General features: G+C 69.5%; 14 protein-coding genes. 12 read left to right on the forward strand and 2 right to left on the reverse strand.

Annotated elements, in window-relative coordinates:
* Window positions 1-74 precede the first annotated feature (74 nt).
* From ASE16_RS07320 to ASE16_RS07370, 11 genes are all read left to right on the forward strand, one after another.
* Window positions 75-5,354 carry an Ig-like domain-containing protein gene (locus ASE16_RS07320; protein WP_055892964.1) on the forward strand — a complete coding sequence of 1,760 codons (5,280 nt, stop codon included), beginning with the start codon at window positions 75-77 and terminating at the stop codon, window positions 5,352-5,354.
* 94 nt (window positions 5,355-5,448) lie between these two features.
* Complete coding sequence (locus ASE16_RS07325) at window positions 5,449-6,417, forward strand: AAA family ATPase (protein WP_055892967.1); 969 nt, start codon at window positions 5,449-5,451, stop codon at window positions 6,415-6,417.
* 31 nt (window positions 6,418-6,448) lie between these two features.
* Window positions 6,449-7,813: a DUF58 domain-containing protein gene (locus tag ASE16_RS07330; protein WP_082581296.1), complete on the forward strand. Its 1,365-nt coding sequence runs from the start codon at window positions 6,449-6,451 to the stop codon at window positions 7,811-7,813.
* Complete coding sequence (locus ASE16_RS07335) at window positions 7,810-10,182, forward strand: transglutaminase domain-containing protein (protein ID WP_082581297.1); 2,373 nt, start codon at window positions 7,810-7,812, stop codon at window positions 10,180-10,182. Before ASE16_RS07330 ends, ASE16_RS07335 begins: the two co-directional genes overlap by 4 nt.
* A gap of 24 nt (window positions 10,183-10,206) precedes the next feature.
* Window positions 10,207-10,704 (forward strand): FHA domain-containing protein, encoded by a 498-nt coding sequence (locus tag ASE16_RS07340; protein WP_055892970.1) that lies wholly within the window; start codon window positions 10,207-10,209, stop codon window positions 10,702-10,704.
* 154 nt (window positions 10,705-10,858) lie between these two features.
* Window positions 10,859-12,379 (forward strand): 3-isopropylmalate dehydratase large subunit, encoded by a 1,521-nt coding sequence (gene leuC / locus ASE16_RS07345; protein ID WP_055892972.1) that lies wholly within the window; start codon window positions 10,859-10,861, stop codon window positions 12,377-12,379.
* Window positions 12,379-12,978, forward strand: coding sequence for a 3-isopropylmalate dehydratase small subunit (gene leuD / locus ASE16_RS07350; protein ID WP_055892975.1), 600 nt, complete (start codon window positions 12,379-12,381; stop codon window positions 12,976-12,978). Before leuC ends, leuD begins: the two co-directional genes overlap by 1 nt.
* Window positions 12,975-14,345 carry a UDP-N-acetylglucosamine 1-carboxyvinyltransferase gene (gene murA, locus ASE16_RS07355; protein WP_055892977.1) on the forward strand — a complete coding sequence of 457 codons (1,371 nt, stop codon included), beginning with the start codon at window positions 12,975-12,977 and terminating at the stop codon, window positions 14,343-14,345. Before leuD ends, murA begins: the two co-directional genes overlap by 4 nt.
* A 37-nt stretch (window positions 14,346-14,382) precedes the next feature.
* Complete coding sequence (locus tag ASE16_RS07360) at window positions 14,383-15,168, forward strand: lysophospholipid acyltransferase family protein (protein ID WP_402851617.1); 786 nt, start codon at window positions 14,383-14,385, stop codon at window positions 15,166-15,168.
* Window positions 15,158-16,300, forward strand: a complete 1,143-nt coding sequence (locus tag ASE16_RS07365; RefSeq protein WP_055892981.1) for an NAD(P)H-dependent glycerol-3-phosphate dehydrogenase — start codon at window positions 15,158-15,160, stop codon at window positions 16,298-16,300. Before ASE16_RS07360 ends, ASE16_RS07365 begins: the two co-directional genes overlap by 11 nt.
* On the forward strand, window positions 16,203-17,297 hold the full coding sequence (locus ASE16_RS07370; RefSeq protein ID WP_055892983.1) for a D-alanine--D-alanine ligase family protein: 1,095 nt from the start codon (window positions 16,203-16,205) through the stop codon (window positions 17,295-17,297). The genes ASE16_RS07365 and ASE16_RS07370 overlap by 98 nt, the downstream gene beginning before the upstream one ends.
* A 15-nt stretch (window positions 17,298-17,312) precedes the next feature.
* On the opposite strand, the gene ASE16_RS07375 is transcribed toward ASE16_RS07370, so the two are convergent.
* Window positions 17,313-17,837 (reverse strand): DUF3515 family protein, encoded by a 525-nt coding sequence (locus ASE16_RS07375; RefSeq protein WP_055892986.1) that lies wholly within the window; start codon window positions 17,835-17,837, stop codon window positions 17,313-17,315.
* Window positions 17,838-17,861: 24 nt separating this feature from the next.
* Here ASE16_RS07375 and thiL point away from each other — a divergent pair, with 24 nt between their 5' ends.
* Window positions 17,862-18,863, forward strand: coding sequence for a thiamine-phosphate kinase (thiL, locus tag ASE16_RS07380; protein ID WP_055892989.1), 1,002 nt, complete (start codon window positions 17,862-17,864; stop codon window positions 18,861-18,863).
* Window positions 18,864-18,885: 22 nt separating this feature from the next.
* Here thiL and rsmD read toward each other — a convergent pair whose 3' ends face one another.
* Window positions 18,886-19,452 (reverse strand): 16S rRNA (guanine(966)-N(2))-methyltransferase RsmD, encoded by a 567-nt coding sequence (gene rsmD, locus ASE16_RS07385; protein WP_055892992.1) that lies wholly within the window; start codon window positions 19,450-19,452, stop codon window positions 18,886-18,888.
* Window positions 19,453-19,480: the final 28 nt, after the last annotated feature.

Here is a 19,480-nt window from a genome sequence, read left to right on the forward strand (position 1 = left end):
CCTCCCCATCCACGCCCGTCCGGGGGCCGTGTTAGCGTAGTGGTCGTTCTCGAACCCGGGGGGATAGCAGAGTAGTGGCATCGCTGAGCGCGTGGATCCGCAAGCGCAAGACGCTCGCCTCCGTGACCGCTCTGGCCGTCGTCGCCGGCGTCCCTCTGACGATCGCGGTGCTGCACAAGGGTTTCCCCGTGAACGCCGTCGACCTGGACACCAGAGACGTGTGGGTGACCAACGGCGACAAGCTGATGGGCGGCAGGCTCAACCACCAGATCAACGAGCTGGATGCCGCGGTCACCGGCGCGAGCTCCGACCTGGACGTGCTCCAGGACGGGTCTGCGTACTTCCTCACCGACGCCCCGCACGGCACGGTCGACAAGATCGACCCGGCGTTCGTGTCGCTCGGCGGCCGCATCCAGGTGCCGGAGAAGTCGCAGCTCGGGTACGGCGCGAACACGCTGTCCGTGCTGTCGCCGACCGGTCAGCTCTGGGTGCTCGACGCCAGCGGCCGTCTCGATTTCGACAAGGCGAAGACCAGGCCGACCGCGAAGGTCGGCGCCGATGCGCAGCTCGCCGTCAGCAAGAGCGGTGAGACGTTCGTCGTCGCGCCGCAGGGGAAGAAGCTGTACACCGTCGACCATCCAGGCGCGGAGGCGACGACGGCGTCGTTCCCCGTGCCGGGGAAGTTCCAGGTCTCCGCTGTCGGCGACCATCCCGTGGTGCTCGACACCCAGGCGAACCGGGTCATCACGTCGGACGGGAAGACCGTCGACCTGCCGGCGAAGGGCCTCAAACTCCAGCAGCCGTCCGCCGACGACCCGTCCGCGCTCGTCGCGACGGCGTCCAGCCTGCTCAGCGTCCCGCTCGGTGGAGGGACCGTGGTCGCGCATCCGGCCGGGGCGACGTCCACCGGAGGAGCGGCGGCGGTCTCGGCTCCCGTCCGCCTCGGCGACTGCTCATACGGTGCCTGGGCGGGCACCGCGCGCTATCTCTACGCCTGCGACGGCGCGAAGGACGTCGGCGTCGACATCGACCAGCCGGTGAAGGGCGACGACCTCGAATTCCGGGTCAACCACGGGGTGATCGCGCTCAACAACCTGCGAGACGGCAACGCCTGGGTGGTGTCCTCGAACATGCGGCTCGTGCAGAACTGGGCGCAGCTCAAGCCCAACGAGACCACCGTGCAGGGCGACACAGGCGAGGAGAAGCCCGTCCTGCAGTCGTTCTCCGACACCCTCGCGCAGCGCACGAAGGTGAACCGTCCGCCGACGGCCGTTCCCGATGCGTTCGGCGTCCGCCCAGGGCGCTCGACGGTGCTGCCCGTGCTCGCCAACGACACCGACCCCGACGGCGACGTGCTCACCATCTCGGACGTCTCCACGCTGCCGGCAGCCCAGGGCACGCTGGAGCTGGTCGAGGGAGGGCGAGCGCTCCAGTTCACCCCAGCGGCGGGCCTCAGTGGCACCATCTCGTTCCGCTACGCGGTCGACGACGGCCGCGGCGGCACCTCCACCGCGCAGGTGGATGCGACCCTGCACCAGCCGGCGCAGAACGCCGCCCCCGCCTCCACCAGGGCCAGCACAGCGCAGGCCGAGGTCGGTCAGTCGGTGAAGTACGACGTGCTGAACGACTGGCTCGACCCGGACGGGGACGACCTCTCCCTGGTGTCCGCGGCGTCGACCACCGAGGACGACGTGCAGTTCAAGCCGAACGGCGAGGTCACCTTCACCAGCAAGACGGGCCAGACCGGCTCGAAAGAGGTCAAGGTCACGGTCTCTGACGGCAAGAAGAGCACGACAGGCAGCCTGCTCATCACGGTCAAGGCAGCGGGGACGCTCGATCCGGTGGCGGTGCCGGACTTCGGAGCGGGGTTCACCGGGAAGCCCGTGGTCGTGCATCCTCTGGACAACGACCAGTCGCCGTCCGGGCAGCCGCTCAGCCTGGTCGGTGCGTCCATCGATGGCCAGGCGAGCGCCGACGTGACCACCGACGCCGCGCGCGGCACCGTCACGGTGCTCAGCAACACGCCTGGCGAGTACTACGTCACGTACACGCTCGGGGCGGGCCCGAAATCCACCACCGGGCTGATCCGGGTGGATGTGGCCGCCGACGGCGGTTCTGACGCACCGCCCATCGCGGTGACCGACACGGCATACGTGCGTCCAGGCGAGCCCACCTCGGTGAGCGTGCTCGACAACGACGTGTCGCCGTCCGGCCGCGTGCTCGTCGTGCGCTCCGTGACGGCCGCGGCAGGAGCGGGCGACCTCAACGTGGAGGTGCTCGACAACGCCGTCGTCAAGGTGACCGCCCCGACCGTGCTCGCCGAGCAGGTGCAGCTCGTCTACACGGTCTCCGACGGCATCCACGAGGCGAAGGCCGGGATCACCGTTGTCCCCGTTCCTCCGCTGGTCACCCACCAGCCGCCGATCGCGGTCGACGACACCGCGACGGTGCGCGCGGGCGACATCGTCACCGTGCCTGTGATGGACAACGACTACTCGCCGGACAACGCTCCGTTCTCCCTCGACCCGGCCCTGCGCGACGACGCGGCGGCCGGGAAGGGCGCCACGGCGTTCGTCAGCGGCAAGACCGTGCGCTACCAGGCGCCGACCGAGCCTGGACAGTACAGCGTCGTCTACGGCATCACCGACAAGCTCGGCCAGAAGGCGCAGGCGACGGTGAGCTTCGTGGTGACAGCGCCGGACAAGGGCAGCGACAGGGCACCGCGCCCGCAGCCGCTCACCATTCGGGCGTTCGCCGGATCGACGGTGCCGGTCGACGTTCCGCTCGACGGGATCGACCCGGACGGCGACTCCGTCACGCTCGCAGGGCTCGGCAGCCAGCCGACGCTCGGCCGCATCTCGGACAGCTCCAGCACGTCGTTCACCTACGAGGCGTACCCGACCTCTGCTGGCACGGACACCTTCACCTACCAGGTCAAGGACACCTACGGGAAGGCGGCGACGGGCACGGTCACCATCGGCGTCATTCCGCGCCCGACCGCTGTGCAGCCGCCGATCGCAGGGAACGACCCCGTGCAGGTCAAGCCGGGCCGCACCGTCTCCGTCCCCGTGCTCGACAACGACTCCGACCCCAACGGGTACACCATCGCCGTGCAGAAGAAGCTGCTCCAGGTGGATGCGGGCCTGAAGGCGTCCGTGCACGGCAAGGTCGTCCTCGTCACGGCCCCGAAGACCGAGGGCGCGTACATCGTGCGCTACCAGATCAGCAACGGGCAGGGCGGTGTCGCCAGCGCGTTCATCCAGGTGACCGTCACCCCGAACGCCAAAGAGCAGTACCCATCGGCGATCGACCACCTGATCGAACCGGATGCGGTGGCCAACAAGGACAGCGTGAAGGTGGATGCGCTGGCCGGGGCGACCAACCCGTCCGGCCTCGTCGAAGACCTCGGCGTCGCTCTCACCGGTCCGAACGCCGGCGCGGCCGAGGTGGGCGCCGGCGGCTCGATCACCGTGCATCCGGCGGCCAAGCGGCTCGCCATCGCATACCAGGTGAAGGACGAGGTGACCGGGCTGACCGGGGACGCGTTCATCATCGTGCCGCCGAAGGGCGACGCGACGGCGCCACCGGCGATCAAGAAGTCGCTGCCGCAGCAGATCGTGGAGATGGGCGGCAGCAAGAGCTGGAAGCTCTCCGACATCCTCGACGTGCCGTCCGGCCGATCGGTGAAGCTGACGGGCGCGAGCGGCGTCAGTGCGACCAACAGCACAGGAGCATCGCCGTTCGGGGACGAGCAGACCCTCCGCTTCACCGCCGCGAAGGACTACCGCGGCCCCGCCGCCATCACATTCAAGGTCGACGACGGACGGGATGCAGGGCAGACCAGCGACCGCATCACCACGCTCGTGCTGCCGATCACGGTGGGAAGCCCCGACCAGTCGGACGTCGCCCCCACCTTCACGTCGCCGAGCGAGAAGATCGAGCCGGGGGAGGCGCCGCTCACCATCGACCTGCGGTCGTCGAGCTTCCACCCCAACCCGGACATCCTCGCCAAGCTCACGTATTCGAACCCGCAGTGGACCAACAAGAAGCTCCAGGTCGCGCTCAGCGGATCGTCCCTGTCGCTGTCGGCGCCGCTCGGCGTGCAGCCGGGGGAGTCCACCGTGGTGACCGTCACGATCAGCTCGGGAACGCACACCATCACCGGAACGGTGAACGTGCAGGTCGTCAGCTCCAACCGGCCGGTCGCCAGCCAGAAGAACCCGCCGCAGACGCAGGAGCTGCAGCGCGGCAAGTCGACCACCCTGACCGGGGCCGCGAGCGACTCGGCGTGGGTGAACCCGTTCCCCGGGCATCCACTGACCATCACCGACGCGAAGGCGGACAGTGCGCCAGCGGGCGTGACGGTGACGTACACCGGCTCGTCGATCACGGTGAGTGCGGCGTCCGGAGCCGCCATCGGCGCGGTCAACGTCGTCTACCACGTGCAGGATGCGACCAAGGACCCGAAGCGGACCGCGGCGGCAGTCGGGCAGTACCGCGTGACCGTGCACGACGTGCCGGAGAAGCCGTCGGCGCCCGCCAACGCCAAGGCGTCGGACGGGCAGGCGACGGTCGAGATCGCGGCGCCGGCGAACAACGGCAAGCCGATCGACCAGTACGAGGTGCGCGGCGGCCCGAAGGCCGTGACGACGACCACCATCGGCCAGGTGACCATCGGCGGTCTGACCAACGGCACGGCGTACACCTTCACTGTCCGCGCGCACAACGCGGACGGCTGGAGCGAGCTGTCGGCGCCGAGCGCGTCCGTCACGCCGTACGGAACGCCGCAGGCCGTGAGCGGAGCGAAGATCAGCGCAGACCAGTACGCGCCGAGCGACCTCTCCCTGAGCTGGAACGCGCTGTCCGACCCGTCCGGCACGGGTGGCGGCGCGGTGACGTACCAGTGGCGGCTGAACGGCGGAGCCTGGAACAGCACCTCCGGCACCAGCGCGACCGTCTCGAACCAGGGCGTCGGAAGCTACTCGTTCCAGGTGCGGGCTGTGAACAACCACAGCAACAAGACCGGCGGCGCCGACACCTCGAACACCGTCTCCGTGGCCAAGAAACCGGACCCGCAGCCGTCGATCGACCTCGCCAAGGGCGATCTCGAACCCGGATACGCGCACAGCTTCACCTACGACGTGACGCTCAATCACTTCAGCGGCAACACCACGTACACGATGAACTTCTACTGCAACGGCGGCAAGCTCACCAGCGAGTCGATCACGACCAACGGCAGCGGATACGCCCACTATCGCGGTGCACCGAACAGACTGCACGCATACTGCGGCTACCACGGCGCGTACGTGACCGCCGGCGGCGTGCAGAGCAGCGTGCAGGACTGGGCGCCGTGACGATGAGGACCCACGAGCGCACGCCGGGCACGGCAGCGACGAGCACGACGACGATCAGCACGACGACGATCAGCACAGAAATGGATGGAACACCGTGGCAGTAACCCAGGAACAGGCCGACTGGTTCTCCGGAGCCTTCTCGCAGCTGGTCGCGAACGTCGACAAGGCGATCCTCGGCAAGGAGCACAGCATCCGGCTGGTCATCACCGCGATGCTCTCCGGTGGCCACGTGCTGCTGGAGGACGTGCCCGGCACAGGGAAGACCGTGCTCGCGAAGGCGCTCGCCAACACGATCGAGGGCACGCAGTCGCGCATCCAGTTCACGCCGGACCTGCTGCCGTCCGACGTGACGGGCGTCACCATCTACGACCAGAGCAACGGGAGGTTCGAGTTCCATCCAGGACCGATCTTCGCCTCCGTCGTGCTCGCCGACGAGATCAACCGGGCGAGCCCGAAGACCCAGTCCGCTCTGCTGGAGGTGATGGAGGAGGGCGTGGTCACGGTCGACGGCGTCGGCCACCCCGTCGGGGCGCCGTTCGTGGTGATCGCCACGCAGAACCCGGTGGAGCAGGCAGGAACGTACTCGCTGCCGGAAGCGCAGCTCGACCGCTTCCTCATCAAGACCTCGCTCGGCTACCCCGACCACGAGACCACGGTGAACCTGCTGCTCGACTCCTCGAACCGTTCGCGCGCTGCAGGCGTGCGGCCGATCATTGCCTCCGACTCCGTGACGGCGCTCGCCCAGCTCGCCTCCGACGTGCACGCCGACGCGTCCGTCATGGGCTACCTCAGCGAGATCGTCTCCGCCACCCGTGCCGACAAGGACGCCGCTCTCGGCGTGAGTATCCGCGGCGCCCTGTCGCTGGCACGCGCGGCGAAGACCTGGGCCATCGCCTCCGGTCGCACCTTCGTGACGCCGGACGACATCCGTGAGCTCGCCATCCCCGTGCTCGCGCACCGCGTGATCGTGGACCCGGAGTCCGAGTTCGCCGGCGTGACGGCCGAGGAGATCGTCGCCCGCGCCATCGCGGAGGCGACCCCGCCCGCATACCGCGCAGCGTGACCTGGGACCGAACGGACGAACAGCCCCGCCGATGACCGCCGCTCCCGACACCGCCACCGCCTCCCAGCCCGGCGCCGCACCCACCGGACGCCGCCGTTCGGCGCGCCCGCGTACGTCCCAGGCACGTACTTCTCAGTCGCGCATCGCGTTCGGCCAACTGCTGGATGCACTGCGCGGGATGCTCGGAGCGCTCGGCCGCCGCATCCACCCGGCCTGGCGTGCCGTCACCGGGTGGCTGGCTCCCGTGCTCGGCGTGGTGAGCACGTTCGGCTGGATCGTGCTCGGGGGAGCTGCGGTGTCGTTCGCGCTGCTCGCCGTGTTCGGCTGGGCGGAGTTCGCCTTCCTCGGTGCGACGCTGTGCGCTGCGTTCCTGATCGCCGTCGGATTCGTGTTCGGCCGCTCGACATACGACGTGGCGATCGAGCTGAACCCGCGTCGGGTCGTCGCGGGCGACAGGGCGCTCGGCCGCATGGTGGTGCGGAACTCCGGCAGCCGCCCCGTGCTGCCCACCAGGATGGAGCTTCCGGTCGGCGCAGGGGTCGCGGAGTTCATGGTGCCCAGGCTCGCCGCAGGCGAGGAGAACGAGGAGCTGTTCGCCGTTCCGACCGCGCGGCGCGCCCTGATCCTCGCCGGGCCCGCGCTGTCCGTGCGCGGCGACCAGCTCGGGCTACTGCGCCGCACCACGGCCTGGACGGAGCAGGTCGAGCTGTTCGTGCACCCGAAGACCACCCGGCTGGCCGCGACCGCCCGCGGGCTGGTGCGCGACCTGGAGGGGCAGACCACCAAGGTCATCACCGACAGCGACCTCGCGTTTCACGCGCTGCGCACATACGAGCCTGGCGACGACATCCGCAACGTGCACTGGCGCACGTCTGCGCGCACGGGGCAGCTGATGGTGCGGCAGTACCAGGAGACCCGCCGCTCCCAGCTCCTGCTCGTCTTCGACGCCGAGCGGTCGCACTTCGCGGACGATGACGAGTTCGAGCTCGGCGTCTCCGTGCTCGCCTCTGTCGGCTGCCACGTGATCCGCGAGGAGACGGAGCTCGACGCGGTCTGGCAGCAGAAGACGATGCGCGTCGAGACGCCGACCGCGCTCCTCGACGACTCGTGCCGCATCCAGCCGGTGGACGGGATGCACCAGAGCCTGCGCGACTACGTGCGCAGGTCGACGGTGCGGCTGGCAGCGCCGAGTCTCGTGGTGATGATTGTCGGCTCGCAGCTCGACCCCGCAGAGATCCGGGCGGCGGCGAGCCTGTACGGCTCGGACACCGAGACCATCGGCGTGCGGGTGGATGTGCACGGCGAGCCCCGCCTGAGCAGGCTCGGCGGCATGATGCTCGCCACCGTGTCGACGCTGGGTGAGCTGCCGGCGCTCCTGAAGCGAGCGGCACGATGAGCGGCGCGACGACGGCACAGCAGTCCCGGCCGCGCCGCACTGCCGCAGCGCAGAAGCAGGGGAGCATCGACCGTCTGTCCGCAACGACCTGGATCGACGTGGCGGTGGTCGTCGTGCTCAGCGCCATCGCCGTGCTCGGCTTCCAGCCCGCGTTCGGGCACTTCTCCTTCTTCACTGCCGCCATCGGCGGTCTGGTGGTCGGGACGGGCTCCGCCGTCGTCTGCCGGCTGTTCCGGCTGTCCGTGCCGCTCACCGTCACGATCGCCGTCGCCGCATACTTCCTCTTCGGCACGCCGCTGGCGATGCCAGGCTCCGCCACGCTGGTCGTGCTCCCGTCGCTCGACAGCCTCGCCGGGCTCGTGATCGGCGCGGTGTTCGGCTGGAGCGACGCCGTCACGCTGCAAGCCCCGCTCGAAGCGCCGCCGTACGTCGCCGTCGTGCCGTACGTGGCCGGCTGGCTGGTGACCCTCGTCTCCGTCTCGCTCGCTGTGCGCTGGCTGCCGCGCGCGAAAGGCAGAGGAGCCGGCCGTGCCGCCGTGCTGGTGGCAGGTCCGCTTGCACTGTTCGTCGCGGGCATCCTGCTCGGCACCGTGGATGCGTACCTCGCCGCCGTCCGCGGCGTCGCGTTCGCCGCGATCGCGCTGCTCTGGCTCGCCTGGCGCCGCACGCGCTCTGCGTCCGTCGAGGTCGTCGCGGACCCCGGTCTGCTGCGTCGCAGGATCGTCGGCGTCGGCTCTGTCGTGCTCGGCGCGGTGGTGGTGGGCGCTCTCGCAGGCTCCGTGCTCGCGCCTCCGCCCGCATCCCGGTTCGTGCTGCGCCAGGAGGTGACTCCGCCGTTCGACCCGCTCGACTACCCGAGCCCGCTGGCCGGGTTCCGGCAATACACCAAGGATCTGGAGAAGACGGAGCTGTTCACGGTCGACGGGCTCAGCAGCGGCCAGGTCATCCGGCTGGCCACGATGGACAGCTACGACGGCGTGGTCTGGACGGTCACCGACCCGAAGGAGAGCAGCGACGCCTCCGGCAGCTTCGAGCTGCTCGGCAGCACCATCCCGTCGCCTCCGCTGTTCACGCCGGGTTCGACCACGAAGGCGCAGATCGACATCAAGGACTACTCGGACGTCTGGCTCCCGACCATCGGGTACCTGACGACGCTCGGCTTCGACGCGTACCAGGGAACGGACCCGTCGACCACCGTGCGCGTCAACACCGCCACCGGCACGACGGCGGTGACGAGCGGTGTGAAGGACGGTCTGCGATACACCGTGGATGCCACGGCCCAGAAGATCCCGAGCGACAAGGCCCTTGCGAAGGTCGCGCCGGCCAGGCTCGATCTGCCGCCCGTCACGAACGTCCCGGACATCGTGGCGGCGAAGGCCGAGGAGTACGCGGGCTCGGCGACCACCGCCATCCAGAAGCTCCGCAACCTCGAGCGCTCCCTCAAGACGCTCGGCTATCTGAGCCACGGCCGCGCGTCCGACCCCGTTCCGTCGCGGGCGGGAGAGGGCGCGGACAGGATGACCGACCTGTTCGCCAAGGCGCCGATGGTCGGAGACCAGGAGCAGTACGCGAGCGCGTTCGCGCTGATGGCCAGGCGCCTCGGCTACCCGACCAGGGTGGTGATGGGCTTCGCGCCCAAGGTGGTCAACGGCCAGGCCACGACGGTGACGGGCAATGACGTGACGGCGTGGGACGAGGTCGCGTTCGACGGGGTGGGCTGGGTGCCGTTCTTCCCGACGCCGACCAAGACCGATGCTCCGAAGAACCAGACGACCAAGCCCAAGCTCGAACCGCAGCCCCAGGTGCGGCAACCGCCGCCGGCCGACCCGAAGGCGCAGGACCTGCTCACGCCGGTCAAGACCAAGGACAACGAGCGCAAGGAGGCGAAGAGCGGCTTCGCCATCCCGGCGTGGGCGTGGGTGGTCGGCGGGATCGTCGTGATCCCGCTGCTGCTGTACTTCGTGCCGCTGCTGATCGTGGCCGCGCTCAAACGCCGCAGGCGCAAGCGCAGGCTCACGACCGGTCCGCCGGACAGACGTGCGGCCGGAGCGTGGGAGGAGCTGGCGGACGGCTACGACGAGCTCGGTCTGAGTGTTCCGCGCAACGCCACACGCCTGCAGGCCGCCGGTGCGCTGGAGAGGCAGAGCGCCGAGCAGAACCTGAGCGTGCCCACCGGAGGACTTGCCACGATCGCCAGGGACGTCGACGCCGCGGTGTTCGATGGCTCGGAGGTCGGATCCGACAGGGTGGATGCGGTCTGGCGTGCTTCGGACGCGGCCGTCGCGGACGCCCGCTCCTCCGCTGGGCGGCTGCGGGCCAGGCTGGCGGCGTTCCGCTACCGCCGCCGTGCCAAGCGGGCGGGGCGGTAGTCCCGCTCCCCGTATAGTGGCTGCGTGGAATCGCCCGACTTCATCGTGCCGCCGCCGCACCTCATCCCTCCCCGTCACGACACGGGGACGGAGACGGCGAAGGTTCCAGCGCGCGAGCGCTCGCTCCCGGTGTTCGCCCCGCCGAGCCCTCCGCCGGCAGCGGCATCCGCTGGTGCCGCTGCTCCGGCCCGCCAGTGGCGCATCGTCCTGCCGGGCGGAAGGGCCGTGCCGGTGACGGGCACCGTTCTGGTCGGCCGCAATCCCGTGACCTTCGGCGCCTGGACGGACGCCGAGCTGGTCGCCGTCGACGACCCGGCGGCGAGCGTGTCCAAGACGCACGCCGCTTTCGAGGCGGACGGCGGCGCGCTGTCCGTCACCGACGCGCACTCCACGAACGGCGTCGTCGTCGTCGTGGCAGAGGATGCGCGGGAACGGGAGCTCACGCCGGGGGAGCCGACGCCGCTCGCACACGGCGACGTCGTGCACCTCGGGCGCTTCTCCGTGCGCGTCGAGCTGAGCTGACAGGTTCACCCCCGAACCGGTGATAACCTGACAACGTGTTTCACGGTCTGCTCCTCCTTAGCTGCCGCGACGAGTCCTAGATCCTCCAGGCCTCCCTCGTCGCGGAGTTCGTCGTCGGCTGATCCGGAAGCAAGCTAAGGAGTTCTTGAGCATCATGAGTACCGATTCCCAGCACGAATCGTCGCAGCACGAATCGAGCGAGCGCGGCTTGACCCTCGCTGAGAAGGTGTGGCGCGACCACCTGGTCGTCAAGGGCGAAGACGGTTCGCCCGACCTGATCTACATCGACCTGCACCTCGTGCACGAGGTGACGAGCCCGCAGGCGTTCGACGGACTGCGCATGGCGGGCCGCCCCGTGCGCCGCCCAGACCTCACCATCGCCACCGAGGACCACAACACCCCGACCATCGGCATCGACAAGCCGATCGCCGACCTGACCAGCCGCACCCAGATCGAGACGCTGCGCAGGAACGCGGAGGAGTTCGGCGTCCGCCTGCACTCGCTCGGCGACGTCGAGCAGGGCATCGTTCACGTCGTCGGTCCCCAGCTCGGCCTGACGATGCCGGGCATAACGGTGGTCTGCGGAGACTCGCACACCTCGACGCACGGCGCGTTCGGCGCGATGGCGTTCGGCATCGGCACCAGCGAGGTCGAGCACGTCATGGCCACGCAGACGCTGCCGCTGAAGGCGTTCAAGACGATGGCGATCACGGTCGAGGGCGAGCTGCGTCCCGGCGTGACGGCGAAGGACATCATCCTGGCCGTCATCGCCAAGATCGGCACGGGCGGCGGGCAGGGCTACGTGCTCGAGTACCGCGGCAGCGCGATCCGCGCGCTCTCCATGGAGGGCCGCATGACGATCTGCAATATGTCGATCGAGGCGGGCGCCCGCGCAGGCATGGTCGCGCCGGACGAGACGACGTACGCATACCTCAAGGGCCGTCCGCACGCCCCGGAGGGGCAGGACTGGGACGACGCCGTGGCGTACTGGGACACGCTGGCGACCGACGACGACGCCGTGTTCGACGCCGAGGTCTACCTCGACGCCGCCGAGATCGAGCCGTTCGTCACCTGGGGCACGAACCCTGGCCAGGGTGTCTCGCTCAGCCAGGCCGTTCCAGACCCGGCCGCCATCGCAGACGCCAACCAGCGCGCGGCGGCAGAGCGGGCACTGGAGTACATGGACCTGGCAGCAGGCACGCCGATGAAGAGCATCCAGGTGGATGCGGTCTTCATGGGCTCGTGCACCAATAGCCGCATCGAAGACCTCCGTGCATTCGCCTCGGTGATCAAGGGGCGGAAGAAGGCGGACGGCGTCCGCGTCATGGTCGTGCCCGGCAGCGCCCGTGTGCGCATCGAGGCAGAAGCAGAGGGCATCGACAAGATCGTCGAGGAGTTCGGGGCGGAGTGGCGGTTCGCCGGCTGCTCGATGTGCCTCGGCATGAACCCGGACCAGCTCGCGCCTGGCGAGCGGTGCGCATCCACCTCGAACCGCAACTTCGAGGGCCGTCAGGGCAAGGGCGGACGCACCCACCTGGTGTCTCCGCTGGTGGCAGCGGCGACCGCGATCCGCGGCACGCTGTCCAGCCCGTGGGACCTGGAGCCGGACGGTGATGGCGACACGCCGGGCCATGACGGCTCGGATACCCGCGCAGGAGAGAAGGTGGGCGCCTGATGGAAAAGATCTCAACGATCGAGGGCGTCGCCGTCCCGTTCCGCCGCTCCAACGTCGACACCGACCAGATCATCCCCGCGGTGTTCCTCAAGCGCGTCACCAAGACGGGCTTCGACGACGCGCTCTTCCACGCGTGGCGTCAAGACCCTGACTTCATCCTCAACCAGCCGGAGTATCAGGGCGCCCGCGTGCTGATCGCCGGGGCGGACTTCGGAACGGGCTCGTCGCGCGAGCACGCCGTGTGGGCGCTGCGCGACTACGGCTTCGCCGCCGTGCTCAGCCCCCGTTTCGCCGACATCTTCCGTGGCAACGCAGGCAAGCAGGGACTGCTCGCCGGGCAGATCACGGAGGAGGACGCCGAGCGCCTCTGGCAGGCCATCGAGGCCCAGCCGGGAATAGCGGCGACGGTGGATCTGGTTGCCAAGACTGCGAGCGTCGGTGAGGTCCAGGTGTCTTTCGACATCGACGATTACACTAGGTGGCGTTTGCTCGAAGGGTTGGACGACATCGCTCTGACCCTGCGCGACGAGGCGCGCATCTCAGAATACGAAGCCCGCCGCGAGAGCTGGCGGCCCAAGACGTTACCGGTGAAACTTTGAACTCACTTCTTCAGGACGCCCAAGCAGCAGGAGCGCGTGTCGGCCTCAAAGGCGACCGCATCACGATCAACGGCGGGATCCCACTCCGCGGCCGGATCGAGCTGAAGGGCGCGAAGAACCTCGTCACCAAGGCGATGGTCGCCGCCCTGCTCGGCGAAGGCCCGAGCGTGCTGCGCGACGTCCCGGACATCAGCGATGTCCGGGTCGTCCGCGGCCTCCTCGAGATCCACGGCGTCAAGGTCACCGACGGCACGGACGAGGGAGAGCTGCTGCTCGACCCGAGCGCCGTCGAGTCGGCCCACATGGCCGACATCGATGCGCACGCCGGCTCCAGCCGCATCCCGATCCTGTTCTGCGGGCCGCTGCTTCACCGCCTCGGCGAGGCGTTCATCCCCGACCTCGGCGGCTGCCGCATCGGCGACCGCCCGATCGACTACCACCTCGAAGTGCTGCGCAAGTTCGGCGCCATCGTCGACAAGCTGCCCACCGGCATCCGGATGACGGCCCCGAACGGCCTGCACGGCGCCAAGCTCGACCTGCCGTACCCGAGCGTCGGTGCGACGGAGCAGGTGCTGCTCACCGCCGTCCGCGCGGAGGGCATCACCGAGCTCAAGGGTGCGGCCATCGAGCCGGAGATCATGGATCTCATCAACATCCTGCAGAAGATGGGCGCGATCATCACGGTCGACACCGACCGCGTCATCCGCATCGAGGGTGTCAAGAAGCTCGTCGGCTACAGCCACACCGCCCTGTTCGACCGCAACGAGGCCGCCAGCTGGGCCGCTGCCGCCCTCGCGACCGGCGGAGACATCTACGTCGGCGGAGCCCGCCAGCCGGAGATGCTCACCTTCCTCAACGTCTTCCGCAAGGTCGGCGGCGCGTTCGAGATCCACGACGACGGCATCCGCTTCTTCCACCCGGGCGGCGAGCTCAAGCCCGTCGTCATCGAGACGGATGTGCACCCCGGCTTCATGACCGACTGGCAGCAGCCGCTCGTGATCGCCCTCACCAAGGCGAAGGGCGTCTCGATCGTGCACGAGACCGTGTACGAGCAGCGTTTCGGCTTCGTCGACGCGCTGATCGACATGGGCGCCAAGATCCAGATCCACAAGGAGTGCCTCGGCGGACACCCGTGCCGTTTCGGTCAGCGCAACTTCAACCACTCGGCTGTCATCATGGGCCCGACCGATCTGAAGGGCGCCGACATCGAGGTTCCCGACCTGCGCGGCGGCTTCAGCCACCTGATCGCAGCGCTCACGGCGGAGGGACGTTCGACCGTCAGCAACGTCGGGATCATCAGCCGCGGCTACGAGAACTTCATCACCAAGCTGCAGCTTCTGGGAGCCGACTTCGTTCTCGAAGGATAATGGAGGGGTGTCCCGACCCTCTTCAGAGCAGAACCCGGTGTCCGATTCGAGCAAACCCGTGACAGGGCGCGCCGCAAAGCTTCCGCGCAAGGAGACGAGCACCCCGTCGATCTTCTGGGTGCTCGCCGGGATCGTGATCCCGATCATGAGCATCGCCGCGCGCTTCCGCATCGTGGACGGCGAAAAGCTGCCACGGCGCGGAGCGTATGTCGTCGCTCCCAACCACTACAGCGAGATCGACCCGGTGATGATCGGGATGGTGAGCTGGAAGCTCGGGAGGATGCCGCGGTTCCTCGCCAAGGGCAGCCTGTTCCGCATCCCGGTGGTCGGCTGGTTCCTGCGCAAGTCCGGTCAGGTGCCGGTCGAGCGCGCCGGCACGTCGCGCGGCTCAGCGCCGCTCACCGCGGCCAAGGAGATCGTGCGCGACGGGCGCATCGTCATCATCTACCCGGAGGGCTCGCTCACCCGGGACCCCGACATGTGGCCGATGCGCGGCAAGACCGGCGCCGCCCGCATGGCGCTGGAGAACGACCTGCCGGTGATCCCCGTCGCCCACTGGGGAACGCAGCAGGTCATGGCGCGCTACGGCAAGAAGATCAGCTTCTTCCCGCGCAAGACGATCGACGTGAAGATCGGCGATCCGGTCGACCTGTCCGCGTTCCGAGGCCGTAACCTCGACGCGGCGACGCTGAACGAAGCGACCGCCGTCATCATGGACGCCATCACCGCGCTGCTGGAAGACCTCCGCGGCGAGAAGGCGCCTGCCACCAGGTGGAACCCCGCCGAGCACGACCAGAAGGAGACCGGCCGTTTTGAAGGCTAGTTCTGCCAGACGCCCCGTCGTCGCCCCCCGCAAGATCGCCGTCCTCGGCGCAGGAAGCTGGGGAACGACGTTCGCGAAGATCCTCGCCGACGGCGGGGCGGACGTGACGCTGTGGGCGCGCAGGCCGGAACTGGCCCGCGAGATCAACGAGGTGAAGCGCAACAGCGACTACCTCGAGGGCATCAACCTCCCGCGCACCCTCAAGGCCACCTCCAAGCTGGCCGACGCGATGCGGGACGCAGAACTCGTCTTCGTCTCCATCCCGAGCCAGACCCTGCGCTCCAACCTGGAGGCCATCGCCCTGTACCTCGGCCCGTCCACGATCGTCGTCAGCCTGATGAAGGGCGTCGAGAAGGGCACGGGCCTCCGGATGAGCGAGGTGATCGCCCAGGGGCTGCCGATCGAGCTGGAGCGCATCGCCGTGGCGTCCGGCCCCAATCTGGCGCTGGAGATCGCCCGCGAGCAGCCGACGGCCGCCGTCGTCTCGTCGGTCAGCCTGGAGACCGCGCAGGCGGTGGCGATGGCCGCCACGAACCGGTACTTCCGCAGCTTCGTGAACACCGACGTGATCGGAACGGAGTTCGGCGGCGTGCTCAAGAACCTCATCGCCGTAGCCATCGGCATCGTCGACGGCGTCGGATACGGCGAGAACACCAAGGCGTCGATCATCACCCGCGGGCTGGTCGAGATGACCGACTTCGCCGTGGCATACGGCGCGGAGGCCGTAACGCTCTCCGGCCTCGCGGGGCTCGGCGACCTCATCGCCACCTGCGAATCGTCGCTCAGCCGCAACAACACGGCAGGACGGCTCCTCGGACAGGGCTACAGCTTCAACGACGTCGTGAAGCAGATGAACCAGACCGCAGAGGGCCTGGCGTCCGTCGCCCCCATCCTCACCCTCGCGGAGGCCCGCGGAGTGGACATGCCCATCGTGCGGCAGGTGAGCCAGGTGCTTGCCGGTACGCTCGATCCGAAAGACATCGCGCCGCATCTGACCACCGATTCGGACGAACCTCAGGGTGAAAGGACAACGGATGACGGACAGACTCGCGGTCGTGCTTCTCTTCGGGGGGCGTTCAAGCGAGCATTCGATCAGCTGCGCAACGGCGGCGGGGGTGCTGGGCGCAATTGACCGCGCCCGCTACGACGTCATCCCGGTCGGAATCACCCGCGACGGTGCCTTCACCCTGCAGCCGGACGACGCGGCGCTGTTCGCTCTGAACGCTGAGAAGCTGCCGGCCGTCGAGGACAACGGCACGCGCATCCACTGGCCGGAGTCGGCCGCGACGCGCGAGCTGACCGTCACCGAGAACGGCGAGACCCGCTCGCTCGGCGACGTCGACCTGGTGTTCCCGATCCTGCACGGACCGTGGGGAGAGGACGGCACCATCCAGGGGATGCTCGAACTCGTCGACCTGCCGTACGTCGGCAGCGGCGTGCTCGCCAGCTCGCTCGGGATGGACAAGCACTTCACCAAGACCGTGCTGCAGCAGGCGGGCATCCCCGTCGCCCCGTGGCGGACGGTCACGGCGTACGAGTGGCGCACCGACCAGGATGCGGTCCGCGCGACCGCGACGGAACTCGGCCTTCCGGCGTTCGTGAAGCCGGCACGCGCCGGCTCCAGCGTCGGCGTGAGCAAGGTGTCCGACTGGGCGCAGCTCGACGCGGCCATCGAGACGGCCTTCGCCGAGGACGACCGCGTGCTGATCGAGTCCGGGCTGGTCGGGCGCGAGGTGGAGATCGCGGTGCTCGGCGGCCGTCCAGGGCAGGCGACCCGCGCATCCGTCGCCGGGGAGATCGTGGTCACCGGCCGCGACTTCTACGACTTCGAGGCGAAATACCTGGATGCGCCAGGTATCGACCTGGTCTGCCCCGCCGACCTGACCGCGGAGGAGCTGGCCACGATGCAGGAGCTCGGCGCCCGGGCGTTCGACGCGATCGGGGGAGCGGGTCTCGCGCGCGTCGACTTCTTCCTCACGGCGGACGGTTTCGTCATCAATGAGATCAACACGATGCCCGGCTTCACGCCGATCTCGATGTTCCCGCGCTGCTGGCAGGAGTCAGGGCTCTCGTACCCTGCGCTCATCGACGAGCTCATCGACGTCGCCCTCACCCGCGCCGCCGCGTAACTGCGCTCCCGCCTGCTAGGGCGTGGGGGTGGGCGTGGGCGTCGGCGTGAGCGACGTGTCCAGAGTCGAGAGGCACTTGCTCGTCTGCGTGATGGTCTGGATGGCGCTGGCGAACTCGGGGAGGACCGCGGAGTCGGAGACGCCGGAGACGTGGTCGATGACGACCTCGGTCGCCGGCGTGCGGCCGAAGGTCTGGTAGACGATCGTCTTCGCATCCGGGTCGGTCATCAGCACCCAGTCGACGCCGTTCACCGAGACGCACGGCTTGGTGGTCGGGCCGATCGGCGGCACGCCGCAGCGGAGCAGCACGGACGTCGGGTCGCCCCACGCGCCCGTCGCCTGTGCGTCGGTCTGCCGCTCCGCCTTGCCGGCCACGCTGTCCGGCAGACGGACGCTGACCTCCGCGCATCCGGGGTCGTTGGCGTCGGCCGCCGGCTGGAGCGAGACGATCGGCGTGCACCCTGCGAGGGCGATGCCTGCGCCGAGGACGATCGTGAGGACGGCTGAGGTGCGACGCTGGGCGCGGTGACGGGTGGACATCGGTTTCAGGCTACCGTTTGATGCATGACGATGTCTGGGAGCGGAACCGCAGGAGCGACCATCGGGGAGGCGTCGGAGGTCGAAGCCCTGAAGCGGGTCTTCCCCCGGCTTCCCGCGTCCACTGCCACGATCGTCGGCCCTGGCGACGATGCCGCCGTGCTCGCTGCGCCGGACGGCCGCTACGTCGTCACCACGGACATGATGGTGCACGGCCCCGACTTCCGCCTCGCCTGGTCTGCGCCGTACGACCTCGGCTGGAAGGCGGCAGCGACCAACCTGTCTGATGTTGCGGCGATGGGCGCCGTGCCCACCGCCCTCGTCGTCGCCATCGCCGCCCCGGCGAGCACGCCGGTGGCCGACCTGGAGCGCATCGCGGACGGCCTCCGAGATGCCTGCGCCGCCCTCGCCCCCGGATGCGGCGTGGTCGGAGGTGACCTGTCTGCGTCGGACACGCTCACGATCGCGGTGACGGCGTTCGGCGACCTGGAAGGGCGCGCGCCCGTGCTGCGCAGCGGGGCGCGTGCCGGCGACACGGTGGCCGTGTCCGGTCCGCTCGGCCGGGCGGGAGCGGGGCTGCGCCTGCTGTTCGAGCGCGCGGTCGACGAGACGGGGGAGCCGGACCGCGCACGCTTCGTGGAGGTGCTGGCGGCGCATCCGGATGCGGTGACCGCCCAGCTGCGTCCCGAGCCGCCCATCCAGGACGGGCCGCTCGCCGCCATCGCGGGGGCGACGGCGATGCTGGACCTGAGCGACGGGCTCGCGCTCGACGCGCGCAGGGTCGCGCTGGCGAGTGGGGTGGCCATCGACATCGACCCCGCCGCGCTCGGCGATGACGCGCAGTCTGCGCTCACCGGGGGAGAAGACCACGGCCTGCTCGCCACGTTCCCTGCCGGGACGGTGCTGCCCGGCGGCTTCCGCGCGATCGGGACGGTGCGCGACGGAGACGGCGTGCTCGTCGCGGGGCGTGCGTTCGACGCGCGCGGAGGCTGGGACCCGTACGACGGGTGGGACGGCAACGCGGGCTGAGTGCGTCGCTGCACCCGTAGGCTCAGTCCGGTTCGACCCAGTAGAGCGCGGTGTCCCCGTAGTCCTTGCGCCGCTCGACGACGAGCCCGGCGGGCATCGTCGGCTCCGGGGTGCGGGTGCTGCGCTCCACGCACACCGTCGCGTGCGGAGCGAGCCGTGGCACGAGCGAGGTCAGCACCGCGAGCAGTTCGTCGTCGTCCACGTCGTACGGCGGGTCGATGAAGACCAGATCGTATGTGGAGCCTGTGCTGCCCAGATAGCTCTGCACGGCGGCGCCGCGCACCTCGATGACGGGCACGGCGTAGCGCGGAGCCGCCTTGGCGACCGCCTGCGCGTTGCGCCGGCAGACCTGGGCGGCGTCTGGGTTCTTCTCCACCAGGGTCACATGGGTCGCCCCGCGGCTCGCCGCCTCCAGCCCGAGCGCCCCTGACCCGGCGAACAGGTCGAGCACCCGCGCGCCGCGGATGGCGTCGCGCGCGTCGAGCGCGGAGAAGATCGCCTCGCGCACCCTGTCGCTCGTCGGGCGGGTCCCGGTCTTCGGAACCTGCAGGCTGAGCGAGCCGGCGAAACCGGCGACGATACGTGTCATGGCATTTCGAGCCTAGCGGCAGCGTGGC

Origin of the sequence: Leifsonia sp. Root227 (genome assembly GCF_001428745.1) — a bacterium.
In the GTDB taxonomy this organism is placed as follows: Bacteria; Actinomycetota; Actinomycetes; order Actinomycetales; family Microbacteriaceae; genus Leifsonia.

Excerpts from the sequence above, each read along its gene's own strand:
- leuD (WP_055892975.1), top strand. The coding sequence starts at position 12,379 with ATGGAAAAGATCTCAACGATCGAGGGCGTCGCCGTCCCGTTCCGCCGC.
- thiL (WP_055892989.1), top strand. The coding sequence starts at position 17,862 with ATGACGATGTCTGGGAGCGGAACCGCAGGAGCGACCATCGGGGAGGCG.
- leuC (WP_055892972.1), top strand. The coding sequence starts at position 10,859 with ATGAGTACCGATTCCCAGCACGAATCGTCGCAGCACGAATCGAGCGAG.
- ASE16_RS07335 (WP_082581297.1), top strand. The coding sequence starts at position 7,810 with ATGAGCGGCGCGACGACGGCACAGCAGTCCCGGCCGCGCCGCACTGCC.
- ASE16_RS07375 (WP_055892986.1), bottom strand. The coding sequence starts at position 17,837 with ATGTCCACCCGTCACCGCGCCCAGCGTCGCACCTCAGCCGTCCTCACG.
- ASE16_RS07370 (WP_055892983.1), top strand. The coding sequence starts at position 16,203 with ATGACGGACAGACTCGCGGTCGTGCTTCTCTTCGGGGGGCGTTCAAGC.
- ASE16_RS07330 (WP_082581296.1), top strand. The coding sequence starts at position 6,449 with ATGACCGCCGCTCCCGACACCGCCACCGCCTCCCAGCCCGGCGCCGCA.
- rsmD (WP_055892992.1), bottom strand. The coding sequence starts at position 19,452 with ATGACACGTATCGTCGCCGGTTTCGCCGGCTCGCTCAGCCTGCAGGTT.